Here is an 18,847-nt window from a genome sequence, read left to right on the forward strand (position 1 = left end):
GATGTTCGGCTGTATGAATAAGCTTTCCATGCTCGGAGCGGCATTGATGCTGCTCGCGAGTCACTCGGCAGTGGCGGCCATGGGGCCGTTCGAGATTTACGAACAGGCGTTGCGCAATGACCCGGTGTTCCTCGGCGCAATCAAGGAGCGCGATGCTGGCCTGGAGAACCGTGCCATCGGCCGCGCCGGGCTGTTGCCGCGCATCGGTTACACCTACAACAAGGGCCGCAACACGTCGAAAGCGACTTCCCTTGATGACCGCGCGCGCAATCGCACTGAAGACCGCAACTACAGCAGTTATGGCTCAGCCCTGACCCTGCAACAGCCGCTGCTCGATTACGAAGCCTATGCGGCGTATCGCAAGGGTGTGGCGCAGTCGTTGTTCGCCGACGAGAACTTTCGCGGCAAAAGCCAAGAACTGCTGGTGCGGGTGCTGGACAACTACACCAAAGCCTTGTTTGCCCAGGACCAGATCGACATCGCCCAGGCGAAGAAGAAAGCCTACGAGCAGCAGTTCCAGCAGAACGAGCACATGTTCAAGCAGGGCGAGGGCACGCGCACCGATATCCTCGAAGCCGAATCGCGCTACGAGTTGGCGACGGCCGAGGAAATCGAGGCGCGCAATGAACAAGACGCGGCGCTGCGGGAATTGGGCGCGCTGGTGGGTGTGCCAGCGGTGGATATCGCTGATCTGGCGCCGCTGGCTCAAAACTTCCAGACCTTCGCGCTGATGCCGGCCAACTACGACACCTGGCACGAAATGGCGATCAGCAATAACCCGAACCTGGCCTCGCAACGCCAGGCCGTGGAAGTGGCGCGTTACGAAGTCGAGCGCAACCGTGCCGGGCATCTACCGAAAATCAACGCCTACGCCTCGATGCGCCAGAACGAATCGGAAAGCGGTAACACCTACAACCAGCGTTACGAAACCAACACCATCGGCCTCGAAGTGAGCGTGCCGTTGTACGCCGGTGGCGGGGTGTCGGCTTCGACGCGGCAAGCCAGCCGCACCATGGAACAGGCGGAATATGAACTGGACGGCAAGACTCGCGAGACGCTGATCGAACTGCGTCGTCAGTTCAGCGCCTGTTTGTCCGGGGTGAACAAGTTGCGCGCTTACCAAAAGGCGCTGACCTCGGCGGAAGCGCTGGTGGTGTCGACCAGGCAAAGCATTCTCGGCGGCGAACGGACCAACCTCGACGCGTTGAACGCCGAGCAACAACTGTTCACCACCCGCCGCGATCTGGCGCAGGCGCGGTACGACTATCTGATGGCGTGGACCAAATTGCATTACTACGCCGGGACCTTGAATGAACAGGATCTGGCGCGGGTGGATGAGGCGTTTGGTGTTGCTCATCGTTGATGGGCAGGCCTTGAGACCGCCCCTCACCCTAACCCTCTCCCGGAGGGAGAGGGGACTGATTGGGGGATGCGTGAGAGATGCACCGACCTGACCGTACGGTGCTGAATCCATATCGACCCGAATGTTCAGGTCGGCGAAAGACGCAAGACACCGCGGTCGGCTCCCTCTCCCTCTGGGAGAGGGCTGGGGTGAGGGCTTCAGGCAACACCGCAGAAAAACCTGCATAAAACAATAAAAGAGAGTGGTGAACATGGAAGTACGCATCAAGTCGATTTCGGTCGGCACCCTGTTGCTCGCAGTCTCCGTTTCCCAGGCCCAGGCACAGTACCTGGAAGTCGGCAAACCCAGCGATCCCGCCAGCTGGCGCAGCGCCGAGTTCCTGCGTGACTGGGGGCTTGAGCGCATGCAGACCGACCAGGCCTACGCTGCCGGCATCACCGGCAAAGGCGTGAAAATCGGCGCCCTCGATTCCGGGTTTTACGCAGCCCATCCCGAGTTCGCCACTGACCGCTATCACCCGGTGTTGACCAGCGGAAGTTACGTCGATGGATCACCGTTCAACGTCGACGGCACCCTCAACGCCAACAACGATTCCCACGGCACCCACGTCGTCGGCACCATGGGCGCCTCCCGCGATGGCACGGGCATGCATGGCGTGGCGTACAACGCGCAGATCTACGTCGGTAACACCAACAAGAACGACAGTTTCCTGTTCGGCCCCAATCCCGACCCGCGCTATTTCAAAGCGGCCTACGACGCACTGGCTGATGCCGGCGTCCGCGCCATCAACAACAGCTGGGGCAGTCAACCGCCGGATGTCAGCTATCGCACACTGGCCGATCTGCACGCCGCTTACGCCCAGCACTGGAACAAAGGCACCTGGCTCGACGCCGCTGCCGACGTGTCGCGGCGCGGCGTGATCAACGTGTTCAGCGCCGGCAACAGTGGCTACCCGAATGCCAGCGTGCGCTCGGCGCTGCCGTACTTTCAGCCGGATCTTGAAGGTCACTGGCTGGCCGTGTCCGGGCTCGATCAGAGCAATCAACAGAAGTACAACCAGTGCGGCCTCGCCAAATACTGGTGCATCACCACGCCGGGGGCGAAGATCGACAGCACCATCCCCGATGGTGGCTACGCGATCAAGTCCGGCACCTCGATGTCGGCGCCGCACGCGACCGGCGCGCTGGCGCTGGTGATGGAGCGTTACCCGTACATGAACAACCAGCAGGCGCTGGAAACCCTGCTGACCACGGCCACGCAACTCGACGGATCAGTCACTGACGCGCCCACCGAGCGGGTCGGCTGGGGCGTGGCCAACCTGAACCGGGCGATGCGCGGGCCGGGCCAATTGCTCGGCGCGTTTGACGCCAATCTGGCGGCCGGGCAGAGCGATGTCTGGAGCAATGACATTTCCGACAAGGCACTGCTTCAGCGCCAGAGTGAAGACCTCGCCGAACACTCAGCGTGGCAGCAGACCTTGCAAGACAAGGGCTGGCAAAACGGCGTTGCGGCCGGCGCCAGTCAGCAGGATCAGACCGATTACGCCATCGGCACGGCGCGTGATGCGGCAGCGGCGACGCGGGTTTATCAGGGCAGCCTGATCAAATCCGGCGCCGGACGCCTGTATCTCACCGGGGACAACACCTTCCGTGGCCCGACCACGGTCAACGGCGGCTTGTTGAGCGTCAACGGTGCGCTGGCTTCGGCGGTCACTGTCAATGACGGCGGCACACTGGGTGGTTCCGGGCGGATCGCTGCGCTGACGGCCAACACTGGCGGTCGCGTGGCGCCGGGCAATTCCATCGGCACCTTGAACGTGGCGGGCGACGTTCACTTCGCGCCGGGTTCGACTTACGCCGTTGAGCTGTCGCCTACCAGCAGTGACCGCATCGTTGCCGGCGGCAGCGCCAGCGTCAGCGGCGCCATCGTCAGCCTGTCGCTGGAAAACAGCCCGACCTTGCTCAGCACCGCCGAGACGCAAAGCCTGCTCGGTCGTCAGTACAACATCCTGCAAGCGGCCGGAGGCATTCAGGGCCAGTTCGCTGCCGTGCTGCCGAACTACCTATTCATCGGCGGCAACCTCGACTACACCGCCAACGGCATCCAACTCGATATCGAACGTAACGCGAGTACGTTTGCCAGCGTCGGCCAGACCCCGAATCAGCGCTCGGTCGCTGCTGCGGTCGAGGGCCTGGGTGCCGGCAACGCAGTCTACGAAAGCGTGCTGCTGTCGGCCGACGCCGCCTCCGCGCAACAAGCGTTCCAGCAACTGAGTGGCGAGATTTACCCGGCCCTCGGTTCGATGCTGATCAACGACAGCCGTCAATTGCGCGATGCCGTGGGCGAACGCCTGCACGATGCCTCGGCAACCCAAAACAACGGCTGGATCAAGGCACTGGGCGCCTGGGGCACGACTGATTCAAGCCACGACACGGCGGGTTACAGCACCTCGCTTGGCGGCTTGCTGGCCGGTGTCGACGGCGCGCTGGACGAGCAGACGCGCATAGGTCTGGTTACCGGTTACAGCGACAGTTCACTGAGCATGGGCTCGGGCACGCACTCGTCGGCCAAGGTCGACAGTTATCACCTCGGCGCTTATGCCGGGCATGAAATCGGTGCCTGGCGCTTGAGCACCGGCGCGGCTTACAGCTGGCATCGCGCCGATGTGAAGCGTGATCTGCAATACGCCAACGTCAGCGCCAAACAGAAAGCCAAGGTCGATGCCGTCACGACCCAAGTGTTCGGCGAAGCGGCCTATCGACTGCACCTGCAACCATTGGTGCTGGAGCCGTTCGCCAATCTCGCTTACGTGCATGTGGACACTGAAGGCTTGACCGAGAAGGGCGACGCGGCGGCGCTGAAAAGCTCCGGCGATCAACGTGACGCGGTGCTGAGCACCCTCGGCGTGCGGGCGATCAAGACGTTCAACCTGGCGAATCAGCAGTCGCTGGATGTCAGTGGCCACCTCGGCTGGCAGCACAGCTTGAGCGACATCGAATCTGAACAGCATCTGCGTTTCGCCAGCGGCGGCGCGCCTTACAGCGTGGAGAGTTCGGCGCTGGTGCGCGATGCCGCGCTGGTCGGCGTGCAGGCCAGCCTGGCCTTGAGCAAAGACGTGCGGGTGAACCTTGATTACAACGGACAACTGGCCAGTCGCGAGAAGAGCCATGGCGTTGGGTTGAGCCTGAACTGGCAGTTCTGAACCACGGATTCACGGCTGCTCACATACCTGTGGCGAGGGGATTTATTCCCGATGGGGCGCGAAGCGGCCCCCTGCGGTCTCTCAAAAAACCGAGTTGATTGATCGTTCCCACGCTCTGCGTGGGAACGCAGCCCGTGACGCTCCGCGTCACTGAACGCAGAGCGTCCCTGGAGGTATTCCCACGCGGAGCGTGGGAACGATCAGGATTTTTCGCAACATAACTAAGGAAGGTCGCTGGATGAATAACAATAAAACCCCCGCGCAAACGGGTGGCCGCTTTGCCCTCAAAACACTGACTTGCGCCGTGTTGTACGCGCTCACCACCTGGGGCACGGCACACGCCGCGCCTTACGTGGAAAACGGTCGTACGGGCGATCCGTCAAGCTGGCGCAGCGCCGAGTTCCAGGCTGACTGGGGCCTGGGCGCCATTGGTGCCGATCACGCTTACGCCGCTGGTTACACCGGCAAAGGCGTGAAGCTGGGGATCTTCGACCAGCCGGTTTACGCCGCACACCCGGAGTTTTCCGGCAGCAACAAAGTCATCACCCTGGTCACCAGCGGGATCCGCGAATACACCGACCCGTACATCCCGGTCAAAGCCGGGGACGCGTTCCGTTATGACGGTTCGCCCTCGGTCGGTTCCGACGGCAAACTCGGCGCCCACGGCACCCACGTCGGCGGTATTGCGGCGGGCAGTCGTGACGGCGGGCCGATGCACGGCGTCGCGTTCGGTGCGCAAATCATCAGCGCCGACAACGGCGATCCGGGTCCGGAAGACGGCATCGTGCGCGGTAACGACGGCGCGGTATACAAGGCCGGTTGGGATGCACTGATCGCCAGTGGCGCGCGGATCATCAACAACAGCTGGGGTATCGGCATCACCGACCGTTTCGACCTTGGCGGTCGCGACCCGGCGTACCCGCACTTCACCGTCAACGACGCGCAGGTACAGTTCAACGAGATCCGCACGCTGCTGGGCACCAAACCCGGTGGTGCCTATGACGGTGCGATCGCCGCCGCACGCAGCGGTATCGTCACGATCTTTGCCGCCGGTAACGACTACAACCTCAACAACCCGGACGCCATCGCCGGCCTCGGCTATTTCGTTCCGGAAATCGCGCCGAACTGGATCACCGTCGCCGCGTTGCAGAAGAACCCGGATCTGGCCAGTGCCAACCCTTACATCATGAGTACGTTTTCCTCGCGCTGCGGCTACACCGCGAGCTTCTGCGTTTCGGCACCGGGTACGAAAATCTTCAGCTCGATCATCGAAGGCACCAACGCCGACAACCTGACCACCGGCTACAAAAATTACAACGGCACGTCCATGGCCGCGCCGCATGTGGCCGGTTCGATGGCGGTGCTGATGGAGCGCTTCCCGTACATGACTGGCGAGCAGGTCGCCACCGTGTTGCGCACCACCGCGACCGACCTCGGCGCACCGGGCATCGACGCTTTGTACGGCTGGGGCATGATCAATCTGCGCAAGGGCATTGATGGCCCGTCGATGTTCGTCACCGAGCAGGATATTCCCGAGGAATTCCGTGTTCAGGGTGCCTACGGCTCCGGGCAATTCGTCGCCGACCTGCCGGGCATCGGCGCGATCATCGATCAGGGCAAACCGACCGAGCGCGTGTGCACCGACATTACCTGCGGCCTCGACACCTGGCGCAACGACATTTCCGGTCACGGTGGCCTGACCAAACAAGGCATCGGCACCCTGGTGCTGACCGGCAACAACACCTACAGCGGCCCGACCCTGGTCAATCAGGGACGGCTGGCCATCAACGGTTCGCTGGCCTCGGCAGTCACCGTGAATGACGGCGGTATCCTCGGCGGTAACGGCCACATCGGCGCGCTGTCGGTGAGCAAGGGCGGCACCGTGGCCCCGGGCAATTCGATCGGCACGATGAACGTCGCCGGTGACGTGACCTTCGCGCCCGGCTCGACCTATGCGGTCGAACTGTCGCCGACCAGCAGCGACCAGATCATCGCTACCGGTAAGGCTGTGATTGAAGGCGCGACAGTCACCATGTCGCTGGAAAACAGCCCGACGCTGCTGACCACCAACGAAGTGCAAAGCCTGCTCGGCACCCAGTACAACATTCTGCAAGCGGCGGGCGGTATTGAAGGGCGCTTCGGGCAGGTGTTGCCGGATTACGCGTTCCTCGGCGGTACGTTGGCGTACTCGGCGAACGGCATTCAACTGGCGGTGGGGCGTAACGACGCCTCGTTCGCCAGCGTCGGCCTGACCCCGAACCAGCGTGCCGTCGGTGCTGCCGCCGAGCGTCTGGGCGCCGGCAATGCGCTGTTCGAAACCCTGCTGCTGTCGCCAAACGCGGCGTCGGCGCAACAAGCCTTCCAGCAACTGTCCGGCGAGATTCATCCGGCCATCGGCACAATGCTGATCAACGACAGCCGTTACCTGCGTGAAGCGGTGGGCGAGCGCCTGCGTGAGAGTGATCTGTTCGACGCCGGTGCGCCGACCGATGATCGCAGCAACGCTTGGGTCAAGGTGCTGGGCGCCTGGGGCAAGAGCGATGGCGGGCATGACAATGCCGACTCCAACAGCTCAATCGGTGGCTTGCTTGCCGGTGTCGACGGCTTGATTGCTGAAGATACGCGCCTGGGTTTCGTTACCGGTTATAGCGACAGCTCGTTGAGCATGGGCAGTGGCACGCATTCGTCGGCGTCCGTCGACAGTTACCACTTGGGTGCGTACCTGGGGCATGAAATCGATGCCCTGCGCCTGACTGCCGGTGCGGCGTACAGCTGGCATCGCGTGGATGTGAAACGTGACCTGCAGATTGGGGACATCGGCAGTAAACAAAAGACCAAACACGATGCAGCGACGACCCAAGTGTTCACCGAAGCGGCTTACGATCTGCGCCTGCAACCGATGAATCTGGAGCCGTTCGCCAACTTGTCGTACGTGCATTTGAACACCGAAAGCTTCACCGAAAAGGGTGATGCGGCGGCGCTCAAGGGCGGCGAGGACAACCGCGATGTAGTGCTGTCGACCCTTGGCGTACGCGCCAAGCGCACCTTTGCATTGTCGGAAAAACATCAGCTGGAACTGGGCGCAAGCCTGGGCTGGCAGCACAACCTGAGCAGCGTCGATGCTGACAGCCACCTGGCGTTCGCCAATGGCAACAGCGCGTTCACTGTGCAGAGTGTGTCGATGGATCGTGATGCGGCGGTGGTCGGCGTGCGTGCCGGGCTGGCGCTCAATCGCGATGTCCGGGTCAACCTGGATTACAACGGACTGATCGGTAACAACGAGAAGGACCACGGTGTGGGTCTGACCCTCGACTGGCAGTTCTAAAGGAGGGTGCTGGCAGTTCCAGAAGGGACTGCCAGCACTGATTTGAAGGAAGAGAGAGCACAACATGGGACTGTTCGATTACAAAAATGCCGATGGCAAAGCGTTGTACAGCGATGCCATCGCCCTGACGCTGTATGCCTACACGCCGACCGGGCAAGCCTTGCCGGGCACCGCGTGGAAGCCGGTCAGTGCGACGGCGCTGGGTTATCAGGGCAAGGTCGGTGCGCAGGGCACGTTCTTCGGCGAGAAGGACGGCTTCACTAGCGCCGAGGCCGAAGTGCTCGGCAAGTACGATGCCGCCGGCAAGTTGATCGGTATTGGCGTGGCCTTTCGTGGCACGGGTGGGCTGGGTTACAGCGACACCTTCGGTGACATGAAGAACAATCTGCTGGCGGCCATCGGGCCGTCGGATTACGCGACTCAATACGCGAAAAACGCCTTCGACAATCTGCTCAAGGCAGTCGCGGCGTTTTCCCTCGCGCACGGCATCGCGGCCAAAGACGTGTTGATCAGCGGCCACAGCCTCGGCGGGCTCGGGGTCAACAGCGTGGCCGAGTTGAGCGCGAGCAACTGGGGCGGCTTCTTCAAGGATGCCAACTACGTGTCCTTTGCCTCGCCGACCCAGAGCAGCACCGGCAACAATGTGCTGAACATCGGTTACGAGAACGATCCGGTGTTCCGAGTGCTCGACGGCACCACGTTCAGCACCGCTTCGATGGGCAAGCACGACAAGCCGCACGATTCGAGCACTGACAACATCGTCAATTTCAACGACAACTATGCGTCGACTGCACAGAACCTCGTGCCGTTCAGCATCGTCAACCCGCTGAACTGGTCGGCGCACAGCTCGCTGGGTTATGCCGACGGTTTGAATCGGGTGATCGATTCGAAGTTCTACGGCCTGACTCACAAGGATTCGACAATCATCGTCTCCAACCTTGAAGAAGCGTCGCGGGGTAAAACCTGGGTCGAGGACCTGGGCCGCAGCGGCGAGCCGCACACCGGTAGCACCTTCATCATCGGCACGCAAAGCAGCGACTGGCTCAAGGGCGGGGCGGGCAACGACTTCCTCGAAGGCCTGGGCGGCGATGACCGTTTCCGCGATGACGGCGGTTACAACATCCTCCTCGGCGGTCAGGGCCACAACACCTTCGAATTGCAGAAACCACTGCAGAACTTCAGCTTCGCCAACGACGGTGACGGCACGCTGTATGTGCGCGACGCCTACGGCGGCATCAGCATGACCCGCGACATCGGCGCGCTGGTGAGCAAGGAGTCGGGTTCGTGGTGGGGCAGCAAGGAAATCACCTGGGGCGTCACGGCCAAGGGTTTGACCAATGGCAGCGAACTGACCCAGTACAACCATTCGCTGAGCGGCGATGGCTACGGTAATGCACTGCACGCGAGCGCCGACGGTGACTGGCTGTTCGGTCTGGGTGGCGACGACAAGCTGATCAGTGACAAGGGCCATGTGACCTTTGTCGGTGGCGCCGGCAACGACGTGATGACGGCGGTGGGTGGCAACAACACCTTCCTGTTCAGCGGCGCCTTCGGTTTCGATGCCATCAACGGTTATCAGGGCAGCGACAAACTGGTGTTCATGGGCGTCGAAGGCGCGGGGCAGGGCTACGACTACAAGCAGCATGCGGCGCAGGCCGGCAGCGACACCGTGCTGAAGATTGGCGAGTATGCCGTGACGCTGGTCGGGGTTGGCGTGGCTAACCTGTCGGACTCGAGTTTCGTTTTCGCTTAGTCACTCCTTAAGGCAAACCCTGTAGGAGTGAGCCTGCTCGCGATAGCGGTGAGTCAGTCTCCATCCATGTTGCCTGACACAACCTCATCGCGAGCAGGCTCACTCCTACAGTTAAAAAGCAAAGCAAGTAGTTTTGAAATGCTCCGGGGCGTCCCCGTGGGGCGCCCTGGCTGTGAGCTATCTCTGACAATTCCAACAAAAGAGAGGCAATGGCAATGGGTGTGTATGACTACAAAAACTTCAGTACAGCCGATTCCAAGGCGCTGTTCAGCGATGCCATGGCGATCACGCTGTATTCCTACCACAACCTCGATAACGGCTTTGCCGCCGGTTATCAGCACAACGGCTTCGGCATTGGTCTGCCCGCTACGCTGGTCACGGCGTTGCTCGGAGGGACTGATTCCCAAGGCGTCATCCCCGGCGTTCCGTGGAACCCCGATTCTGAAAAACTCGCGCTCGAAGCCGTGAAAAAGGCTGGCTGGACGCCGATCACCGCTTCGCAACTGGGTTACGAAGGCAAGACCGACGCCCGGGGAACCTTCTTTGGCGAGAAGGCCGGTTACACCACGGCTCAGGTCGAGATTCTCGGCAAGTACGACGCCCGGGGCCATCTCACGGAAATCGGCGTTGCCTTTCGCGGCACCAGCGGCCCGCGTGAGAACCTGATCCTCGACTCCATCGGCGACGTGATCAACGACTTGCTCGCCGCGTTCGGCCCAAAGGATTACGCCAAGAACTACGTCGGTGAAGCGTTCGGCAATCTGCTCAATGACGTGGTCGCGTTCGCCAAGGCCAACGGCCTCACCGGCAAGGACGTGCTGGTCAGCGGCCACAGCCTCGGCGGGCTCGCGGTCAACAGCATGGCGGATTTGAGCGGCGGCAAGTGGGGCGGCTTCTTCAAAGACTCCAACTACATCGCCTACGCCTCACCGACCCAGAGCAGCACCGACAAGGTGCTCAACGTCGGCTACGAAAACGACCCGGTGTTCCGCGCCCTCGATGGCTCGACTTTCACCGGCGCCTCGATCGGCGTACACGATGCGCCGAAGGAATCGGCCACCGACAACATCGTCAGTTTCAACGACCACTACGCATCAACCGCGTGGAATCTGCTGCCGTACTCGATCCTCAACATTCCGACCTGGATCTCGCATTTACCGACTGCCTATGGCGACGGCATGAACCGGGTGATCGAGTCGAAGTTCTACGACCTGACCAGCAAGGACTCGACGATCATCGTCGCCAACCTGTCGGACCCCGCGCGCGCCAACACCTGGGTGCAGGACCTCAACCGCAACGCCGAAACCCACAAGGGCAGCACCTTCATCATCGGCAGCGACGCCAATGACCTGATTCAGGGCGGCAGCGGCAACGACTACCTGGAAGGCCGCGCCGGCAACGACACGTTCCGTGATGGCGGCGGTTACAACATCATCCTTGGCGGGCAGGGCAGCAATACCCTCGACCTGCAGAAATCGGTGAACACCTTCGACTTCGCCAATGACGGCGCGGGCAACCTGTACATCCGCGATGCCAACGGCGGGATCAGCATCACTCGCGACATCGGCAGCATCGTCACCAAGGAGCCGGGCTTCCTCTGGGGGCTGTTCAAGGACGATGTGACCCACAGCGTCACGGCCAGCGGCTTGAAGGTTGGCAACAATCTCACCGCTTACGAATCCAGCGTCAAAGGCAGCAATGGCGTCGATACGCTGAAGGCGCAGGCCAGTGGTGACTGGTTGTTCGGGCTCGATGGCAATGATCACTTGATCGGTGGAGCGGGCAACGATGTGTTTGTTGGTGGCGCCGGTAATGACCTGATGGAGTCGGGGGGCGGGGCGGATACGTTCCTGTTCAACGGCGCGTTCGGGCAGGATCGGGTGGTGGGGTTCACGTCCAACGACAAACTGGTGTTTCTGGGTGTGCAGGGTGTGTTGCCTGGCGATGACTTCCGCGCCCATGCCACGGCGGTCGGGCAGGATACCGTGCTGAAGTTCGGCGGCGATTCGGTGACGTTGGTTGGTGTGTCGCTGGGGAGTTTGAGTGGCGATGGAATTGTGATCGCCTGATGTTGATGTGGCGCCTGTAAGGGCCTCTTCGGGAGCAAGCCCCCTCCCACATTGGATTTGTGATCGACACCGATCCAATGTGGGAGGGGGCTTGCTCCCGAAGAACGATAACGCGGTATCAAAAGTGACTCAGCAGCCATTCCCTGACTCAAAGCCTGTGCAAACAGGAAATGCGGCCTAAAGCCAGCACGTGCGCGCACGTTCTATAGCTAGCCGCCAACGAGTACAGGAGATTCAAACGTGAAAGGTTTCAAGAGGTTTATCGGGGTTGCAGGGCTGGCGCTGTTATCGGCCAATGCCAGTGCCGATCTGCCTCAAAGCTCGATTCTGAGCCGCTACGGAATCACCCCTGAGCAATTGCCGAGCCCGACCAAAAGCGAAGTGATCGAACCGGTTGAAGAAAAAAGCCGCTTTCAGATCCAGCCCGAACAACCGTTCGTGACGATTCGCCTGGGTGACGGCAAACAACCGCAAACCACCGGCAACCTGAGCATCGACCGCATGGCGCAACAGGACTATGAACGTTGCCAGCGCCTGCAGGGCGAAGTAGCCCGGCGTGGCGGGCAATACCTGAGCTGCGACAACACCATCCCGGGCATGACCCTGGACCAATAACCCACTCCAGTCCAGGGTAGGAATTGCTGAAGGCTGTGATCTTTTGATCTGCAACAGCCTTCAGCCCTGTAATATCCGCTCACCCTGACAATGGACTGGCGGTGACCTACTTGAGAAAGACCACTCGACTTGTCGTGCTCTGCTGCACTTTGCTGACAGGCGCGAATGCAGCCGCATTGGCTTGGCTGTACTACGTGGTCACTTACGCCTCAGTGACGCGTGGAATGCCCATGATCAGAACCACGGAGCCGCTGCTGATCGGCGGGCCTGGCGGTGATGAAAACAGCTATGTGCTGCCAATGGGCACCACCCTCTATGAAGATCGAAGCTACCCGGAGGGATTTACCCGTTACCTGGTGTACTTCAATCACAAAGGTCCGATCGATTACCAGACAGTCACGATGGAGCCCAAGTACGGCGGCTCTCTGATTGATCCGCTGTGGCTGGAAAACATCGACGCCGAGACGCTGAAAGAGGTCTTCAAGCGGTTTCCCTTGTCCAGAAGCGATATCGCCGCGGCGATCAAGGCCAACGAAATAACCAAAGACGATCTGACCGAGATCATCCAGTCGATGCCAAAGTAAAAGGCTGGCTGCAATCAGAACCCCAGCGGGTACTGAACCACCACGTAGATCCGGTCAATGTCATCCCCCGCCTGAGCGCTATTCGCCCGATGCGAAACGTGCGACAGCTGCACGGACAAATCCTTCGCTGCCCCCGACTGCACGATGTATTTCAAGTCGATGTCGCGCTCCCAGTGTTTGCCGCCATCCCCTTGCTGCGGCTGGAATTCGGCGCTGTCGGCAGCGAACGGGTTGTAGGCGCCGCCCTTGGGCGCGTGGGTGCCGTCGATGTGATTGCCGCTGACGTAGCGGGTCATGAAATTGAGACCGGGAATCCCGAACGCCCCGAGGTCGAGGTCGTAGCGCGCTTGCCACGAACGTTCACCGGCGCCGTTGAAGTCGGCGTATTTGATCGAGTTGGCGAGGTAGATCGAGTCGCCGCCGACGAAATCGAAGGGCGTGTCGCCGTCGATCCGCTGCCAGCCGAGCATTACCGCGTGTGGGCCAACGGTGTACTTGCCCGACAGGCTGAACGCGGTGTTGTCGATCGCACCGGCCAGCGCCCGGTCCGTATCGCGGGTGTGGTAGAGGTTGGCGTCGAGGAATATGCCGGCCTGCTTGAAGTGCAGGTTGCCGTAGTACTGATGCCAGGTGTCCGTCAGCTCGGACGCATACACAGCACCGCCCAACGGACTGTCGCCGAACAGATCGACACCGAGAAAGTTGATTGAGCCGTGTTCGGTGTTGGCGCCGTAGCCGTAGAAATCGCCTTTGCCGGAAGCGCTGTCCTGATTCTTGAACGCCGTGAAATGCCCGGCCTGCAGATTGATGTTGTCGATCTCCCGGCTGGTGAGCAGAAAACCCGTGGCGTACTCCGGTTGCAGGCGTTTGTCGGCGGTGTCGAATACTGGGGTTTCCACGGTCATTTCGCCAAACGCCAACGTGCTGCGCGAGGCTTTCAACTTCAATGCGCCACCGGCACTGGAATAATCGTTTTCGCTGCGACCGTCGCTGTCTACCGGCAGCAAGCCAGTGCCGGAGTGACCTTTGCCGCCATCCAGTTTCAGACCGGCAAAGGCGTGAGCGTCGATGCCAAATCCAATCGTGCCGTCTGTGAAACCGGATGAGAAAGTGCCGATAAACCCTTGTGCCCATTCCTGTTTGTAGTTTTTACCGGTGGGAGAGGGTGAGCAGTAGTCGTTGCTTAGAAAGAAGTTGCGGCTGAGCACTTCGGACTTGGCATCGTCGAAAAAGCCGTCGGCGGCAGCCGTTTCGGTCAGTCCGCACAGTAGTAATAACAGGGTGATACGCGATGGCGCGGATTCGATCATGGTCGGTGGCCAACAAGAAAAAAGTGGCTCTGATGATCGATTGATTGTGGGCGAGTGGATTGAGCGTATGTGCTCAGTTGGCGGGGCTGGAGTGGTGGGTCAGACATTCAGGATGTGAATGCGCTGACGCCATCGCTGGCAAGCCAGCTCCCACAGGTTTTGTGTGTTGCCATCAATCATGGATACACACTGGCAAGCCAGCTCCCATAGGTTTTTTGTGTGCTGCCATCAATGGTGGGCACACCCTGGATCCCTGTGGGAGCTGGCTTGCCAGCGATTGCGGTGGGTCAGGCAAATCTACTCTGGCTGACAGTGCGTATTCGCGAGCAGGCGCGCTCCCACAGGTTTTTGTGTGTTGCCATCAATGGTGGACACACCCTCGATCCCTGTGGGAGCTGGCTTGCCAGCGATTGCGGTGGGTCAGGCAACATTTCTGTCGGCTGCCCCATCAGGTTTGATCGCGTTACGACAGTGGCGGGGTGCGTGGCGGGATCAGGCGTTTGCTGCCTGTCGATTCAAATGCTGCGGCCAGGCGCAGCAAGCTTGAATCGTCATAGGCACGACCGGCGAAGGTCAGACCGACCGGCATGCCGATGTCGGCCATCACGCCCATCGGCACGGTGACGGTCGGTACGCCGAGGTGACGGATCGCGAGGTTGCCGTTGGCGACCCAGATGCCGTTGCTCCAAGCGATATCGGCTGACACCGGGTTCACGTCCGCGTCCGCTGGGCCGACGTCGGCGACGGTCGGGAACAACACGGCGTCGAGGCCCAGCTTGTCCATCCAGTCTTCGAGATCGATACGCCGCGTCTGTTCGAGGCCGCGCAGGCCATCGGGCACGGTGGAGATTTCATTCCACGGCGTGATGCCGCGCTCGGCCATGCGCACGTATTCATCCATGCCAGCGGCGAGGTCGCCTTCCCGGTTCGGCAGAGTGCCCGGGTCGTGCGGGAAAATCTTTGGCCCATCGACGTCGACCAGACGATTGAGCTTCGGATCGCCGTTGGCTTGCAGGAAGTCGTCGAACGCCCAAGCCGTCAGATCCCACAGTTCATGGTGGAGGAACTCTTTCGACACCAGCCCACGGGTGAACACGGTCGGCGCGCCGGGGCGATCGCCTTCGCAATTGGACACCAGCGGGAAGTCCGTCTCGATCACTTCAGCGCCAGCGGCTTCGAGGGCCTGACGTGCCTGTTTCCACAAATCGATTACCGAAGCGCGGGTGTTGATGCGTTGGCCGGTCGGGCCACCAATACCCGGCGCTTCGCTGGTGCCCGCCTCAGGATCGGCGTTGATGAACATGCGCGGCACGGCGAAACGCTTGCCGGCCAGTGCAGTGCGGTCGGCAGCCAGTTCGGCGTAAGCGGCGGGGCGCACGGAGCTGACGCTCGGGATCGGTACCCACGGTTGCAGGCGCCACAGGTCGCCACGGGTATCCGGATCTTCGGCAACAACAATGTCGAGGACTTCGAGCAGGTCGGCCATGGTGCGAGCGTACGGCACGACCACGTCCATGGTCGGCGTCAGCGGCCAGTTGCCGCGCACCGAAATCACCCCACGCGAAGGGGTGTAGGCGCACAAGCCATTGTTCGACGCCGGGCCGCGACCGCTCGACCAGGTTTCTTCAGCCAGGCCGAACGCGGCAAAACTGGCCGCCGTGGCGGTGCCGGCGCCATTCGATGAGCCGGAGGCGAACGGCGCGGTGAGGTAGTCGGCGTTGTACGGGCTTTCAGCGCGGCCATACACCCCGCGCTGCATTCCGCCATTGGCCATCGGCGGCATATTGGTTTTGCCCAGGCAGATTGCCCCGGCGGCGCGCAGGCGCTCGATGGTGAACGCATCGCGGTAGGCAACCAGATCAGCGAAGGCCGGGCTGCCGGACGCTGCGGTCAGGCCTTTGACCAGATAGCTGTCCTTGGCGGTGTAGGGGATGCCGTCGAGCGGGCTCAGGGTTTCGCCTTTGGCGCGGCGAGCGTCGGAGGCCCGTGCTTCGTTCAGCGCTTCGGGATTGCGTACGACCACCGCGTTGAGTGCGGTCGGCGTGTCGGCGCCGTCGTAGGCATCGATGCGAGCGAGATAGGCCTGCACCAGCTCAACCGAGGTGGTCTGGCCGGATTCAAGCGCGGCGCGCAGTTGCGCAATGGAAACTTCAGTGACTTCGATCATGCGGTCACCGCCGTTTGCAGTGGGGCGACGTTCTTTTTGGAATGGGTGTTCATAGCGGTTCTCGTGGCACGGCTTTAAGCGACAAGGTTAAGACTGGCGCCTATTTAACACCATGCCGGGCGCCGAGTAATCGGCGGGATTGATACCCCGCCAAATTTTTTGTGGGTGAAATGCAATCCCCTGTGGGAGCTGGCTTGCCAGCGATGGCGGTGGGTCAGTCAACTCAATATCGATTGTGCTGGCCTCTTCGCTGGCAAGCCAGCTCCCACAAGGACGGGGGATGCTCAGTTGATCACAGGACACCAAACTCCCGCGCCGTACGATCCACCGCAATCCGCGTCTTGTCGATCAGCTCATCAAGCTCCGCACGGCTGGCAATCAGCGCCGGCGCCATGATCATCCGGCCCAACGTCGAACGAATGATCAACCCTTCCTCAAACCCGATCGTACGGCAGCGCCAGGCGATGTCGTTCTCGTTGGCAAAACGCTTGCGAGTCGCCTTGTCCTCAGCGAATTGCAACGCCGCCACCAGACCAACACCCTGAATCTCACCGACCAACGGGTGATTGCCAAACACTTCGCGCAGACAGTTTTGCAGGTAAGGCCCGGTATCGGTTTTCACCTGCGTGACCACACCTTCATCACGCAAGGCTTTGAGGTTGGCAATCGCCACGGCAGCCGCGACCGGGTGCCCGGAGTAGGTGAGGCCGTGAGCAAACACGCCACCCTTTTCCACCAGTGCCTCAGCCATACGCCGCGAAAGGATCAAGCCGCCCATGGGGATGTAACCGGAGGTCAGGCCCTTGGCGATCGACAGGGTGTCGGGCTCGAAACTGAAAGTCTGGTGGGCGAACCACTCGCCGGTGCGACCGAACCCACCGATCACTTCATCAGCACACAGCAGCACATCGTATTGGCGGCAGATGCGCTGGATTTCCGGCCAATAAGTCGCTGGCGGAATGATCATCCCGCCAGCGCCCTGAAACGGTTCGGCGACGAAAGCTGCCACCTTGTCGGCGCCCAGTTCGAGAATCTTCTCTTCCAGTTGGCGCGCCGCACGCAGGCCGAACTCTTCGGGGCTGAGATCACCTTCGTGGGCGAACCAGTACGGCTCGTCGATGTGCGCCACATCGGGAATGGTGCCGCCCATTTCGTGCATGAACTTCATGCCGCCCAGCGCCGTCGCTGCGAGGGTCGAGCCGTGGTAACCGTTCCAGCGACCGATCATGATTTTCTTCTCGGGCTTGCCCATCACCTGCCAGAACTTGCGCACCGTGCGGATCAGCACTTCGTTGGCTTCGGAACCGGAGTTGGTGTAGATCGCGTGGCTGTAGTGCTTGGGCAGCAGGCTGAACAACAGCTCTGACAGTTCGATCACGGCCGGGTGAGTGGTGTGGAAGAACATGTTGTAGTAGGGCAGCTGTTCCAGCTGGGCGGTCGCGGCGGCGGCCAGATCCTTGCGGCCGTAACCAAGGTTGGTGCACCACAGGCCGGACATGCCATCCAGATAACGATTGCCGTCGTTGTCCCACAACGCCAGGCGATCGCCGCTGACCATCACCCGCGGGCCTTCCTCGTTGAGCGCCTTCTGATCGACAAACGCGTGAATGTGGTGGGCGGCGTCGGCGACTTGAAAATCACGGGTGCTGCGAGTCGGATCGAGTTCGGCGGACATGACTGATCTCCAAAAGAATTGGGCAAGTGAGTGCGTTCATTCCAGCGGTGCACGGCTAATATTTGTCACTTAAAAATATTTTTGTAAAGAAAACATTTGTCGGTAGAAAAAGATATCCGTACGCTGAGGCGCATTGGCAAGGCACAGCAGGCACGACATGAGCGGACTCAGAGAGCGGCAAAAGGAACAGCGCAGGGAAGTCATTGCGCAGGCAGCCCTTGAACTGTTTATCAGCAACGGCTTCGGCGCGACCACGCTGGAGCAGATCGCCAATGCAGCGGCGGTTTCCGCGCCGACAGTGACCAACTACTTCGGCGGCAAACAGGAGATTTTGCTGGCATTGCTCAAGCAACCGGACGAGCAGGCCATGCGCGAGGCCCGAGCCAATCTCGATGACGACAGCGATCCGCTAGAGGCGTTGTGCGAGTTCGAAGGGCTGATGACCGACTACCAACTGCAAGCCATGCCGGCTTCACTATGGCGCGAGTTGGCGCCGTTTCTGCTCACGGGCGAACTGGCTCAGGCGTTGAGCCCGTGGAATGCGGCGGTGATCGAGGAAACCAAGGCGTTGCTGACGCATTTTCAGGCGCTGGGCAAAGTCCGCGAGTCCGTCGATATCGACGTGGCGGCGACGCTGTTCAACCAGTACGCGAACATGGCGTTTATTCGACTGGCGACCGAAGCGGCGCCAGATCGAGAAGCGCATGCGCGGCATATGCGCAGTGTGCTGGGGCTGATCTGCCATGGAATTCTGAGCCTGGCGCCGGAGCCGAACGACCGCTGA

The 18,847-nt window shown here is 61.1% G+C and carries 11 protein-coding genes; 8 read left to right on the forward strand and 3 right to left on the reverse strand.

All coding sequences use genetic code 11. The features are described 5' to 3' along the window. Position 1 precedes the first annotated feature (1 nt). The 7 genes from ACVVH8_RS13800 (at position 2) to ACVVH8_RS13830 (ending at position 12,911) form a co-directional block, all read left to right on the forward strand. Positions 2 to 1,363, forward strand: a complete 1,362-nt coding sequence (locus ACVVH8_RS13800; RefSeq protein ID WP_475230812.1) for a TolC family outer membrane protein — start codon at positions 2 to 4, stop codon at positions 1,361 to 1,363. A 250-nt stretch (positions 1,364 to 1,613) separates the two neighbouring features. After that, the gene (gene eprS, locus ACVVH8_RS13805; RefSeq protein WP_475230814.1) at positions 1,614 to 4,565 is read left to right on the forward strand and encodes an autotransporter serine peptidase EprS; all 2,952 of its coding nucleotides are present in this window, start codon (positions 1,614 to 1,616) and stop codon (positions 4,563 to 4,565) included. 238 nt (positions 4,566 to 4,803) lie between these two features. Next, positions 4,804 to 7,890 (forward strand): autotransporter domain-containing protein, encoded by a 3,087-nt coding sequence (locus ACVVH8_RS13810; RefSeq protein WP_475230816.1) that lies wholly within the window; start codon positions 4,804 to 4,806, stop codon positions 7,888 to 7,890. 64 nt (positions 7,891 to 7,954) lie between these two features. Further along, on the forward strand, positions 7,955 to 9,643 hold the full coding sequence (locus ACVVH8_RS13815) for a polyurethane esterase (protein WP_475230818.1): 1,689 nt from the start codon (positions 7,955 to 7,957) through the stop codon (positions 9,641 to 9,643). 215 nt (positions 9,644 to 9,858) lie between these two features. Further along, positions 9,859 to 11,712 carry a polyurethane esterase gene (locus ACVVH8_RS13820; protein ID WP_475231173.1) on the forward strand — a complete coding sequence of 618 codons (1,854 nt, stop codon included), beginning with the start codon at positions 9,859 to 9,861 and terminating at the stop codon, positions 11,710 to 11,712. Positions 11,713 to 11,952: 240 nt separating this feature from the next. Then, positions 11,953 to 12,327 carry a hypothetical protein gene (locus ACVVH8_RS13825; RefSeq protein ID WP_103304950.1) on the forward strand — a complete coding sequence of 125 codons (375 nt, stop codon included), beginning with the start codon at positions 11,953 to 11,955 and terminating at the stop codon, positions 12,325 to 12,327. Positions 12,328 to 12,557: 230 nt separating this feature from the next. Next, positions 12,558 to 12,911, forward strand: a complete 354-nt coding sequence (locus tag ACVVH8_RS13830; protein ID WP_249412126.1) for a hypothetical protein — start codon at positions 12,558 to 12,560, stop codon at positions 12,909 to 12,911. Between the two features lie 14 nt (positions 12,912 to 12,925). On the opposite strand, the gene ACVVH8_RS13835 is transcribed toward ACVVH8_RS13830, so the two are convergent. The 3 genes from ACVVH8_RS13835 to ACVVH8_RS13845 form a co-directional block, all read right to left on the reverse strand. Continuing rightward, the gene (locus ACVVH8_RS13835) at positions 12,926 to 14,221 is read right to left on the reverse strand and encodes an OprD family porin (protein ID WP_475230820.1); all 1,296 of its coding nucleotides are present in this window, start codon (positions 14,219 to 14,221) and stop codon (positions 12,926 to 12,928) included. A gap of 463 nt (positions 14,222 to 14,684) precedes the next feature. Further along, on the reverse strand, positions 14,685 to 16,388 hold the full coding sequence (locus ACVVH8_RS13840; RefSeq protein WP_213028593.1) for an amidase: 1,704 nt from the start codon (positions 16,386 to 16,388) through the stop codon (positions 14,685 to 14,687). A 292-nt stretch (positions 16,389 to 16,680) separates the two neighbouring features. Then, entirely contained in the window at positions 16,681 to 18,063 is a 1,383-nt protein-coding gene (locus ACVVH8_RS13845) for an aspartate aminotransferase family protein (RefSeq protein WP_475230822.1), read from the reverse strand. Positions 18,064 to 18,220: 157 nt separating this feature from the next. Here ACVVH8_RS13845 and ACVVH8_RS13850 point away from each other — a divergent pair, with 157 nt between their 5' ends. Then, on the forward strand, positions 18,221 to 18,847 hold the full coding sequence (locus ACVVH8_RS13850) for a TetR/AcrR family transcriptional regulator (RefSeq protein WP_475230824.1): 627 nt from the start codon (positions 18,221 to 18,223) through the stop codon (positions 18,845 to 18,847).

The sequence above is a fragment of the Pseudomonas trutticola BRTCR10 genome, from assembly GCF_056155105.1.

Excerpts from the sequence above, each read along its gene's own strand:
- ACVVH8_RS13815 (WP_475230818.1), top strand. The coding sequence starts at position 7,955 with ATGGGACTGTTCGATTACAAAAATGCCGATGGCAAAGCGTTGTACAGC.
- ACVVH8_RS13800 (WP_475230812.1), top strand. The coding sequence starts at position 2 with ATGTTCGGCTGTATGAATAAGCTTTCCATGCTCGGAGCGGCATTGATG.
- ACVVH8_RS13845 (WP_475230822.1), bottom strand. The coding sequence starts at position 18,063 with ATGTCCGCCGAACTCGATCCGACTCGCAGCACCCGTGATTTTCAAGTC.
- ACVVH8_RS13830 (WP_249412126.1), top strand. The coding sequence starts at position 12,558 with ATGATCAGAACCACGGAGCCGCTGCTGATCGGCGGGCCTGGCGGTGAT.
- ACVVH8_RS13835 (WP_475230820.1), bottom strand. The coding sequence starts at position 14,221 with ATGATCGAATCCGCGCCATCGCGTATCACCCTGTTATTACTACTGTGC.
- ACVVH8_RS13820 (WP_475231173.1), top strand. The coding sequence starts at position 9,859 with ATGGGTGTGTATGACTACAAAAACTTCAGTACAGCCGATTCCAAGGCG.
- ACVVH8_RS13810 (WP_475230816.1), top strand. The coding sequence starts at position 4,804 with ATGAATAACAATAAAACCCCCGCGCAAACGGGTGGCCGCTTTGCCCTC.
- ACVVH8_RS13850 (WP_475230824.1), top strand. The coding sequence starts at position 18,221 with ATGAGCGGACTCAGAGAGCGGCAAAAGGAACAGCGCAGGGAAGTCATT.
- eprS (WP_475230814.1), top strand. The coding sequence starts at position 1,614 with ATGGAAGTACGCATCAAGTCGATTTCGGTCGGCACCCTGTTGCTCGCA.
- ACVVH8_RS13840 (WP_213028593.1), bottom strand. The coding sequence starts at position 16,388 with ATGATCGAAGTCACTGAAGTTTCCATTGCGCAACTGCGCGCCGCGCTT.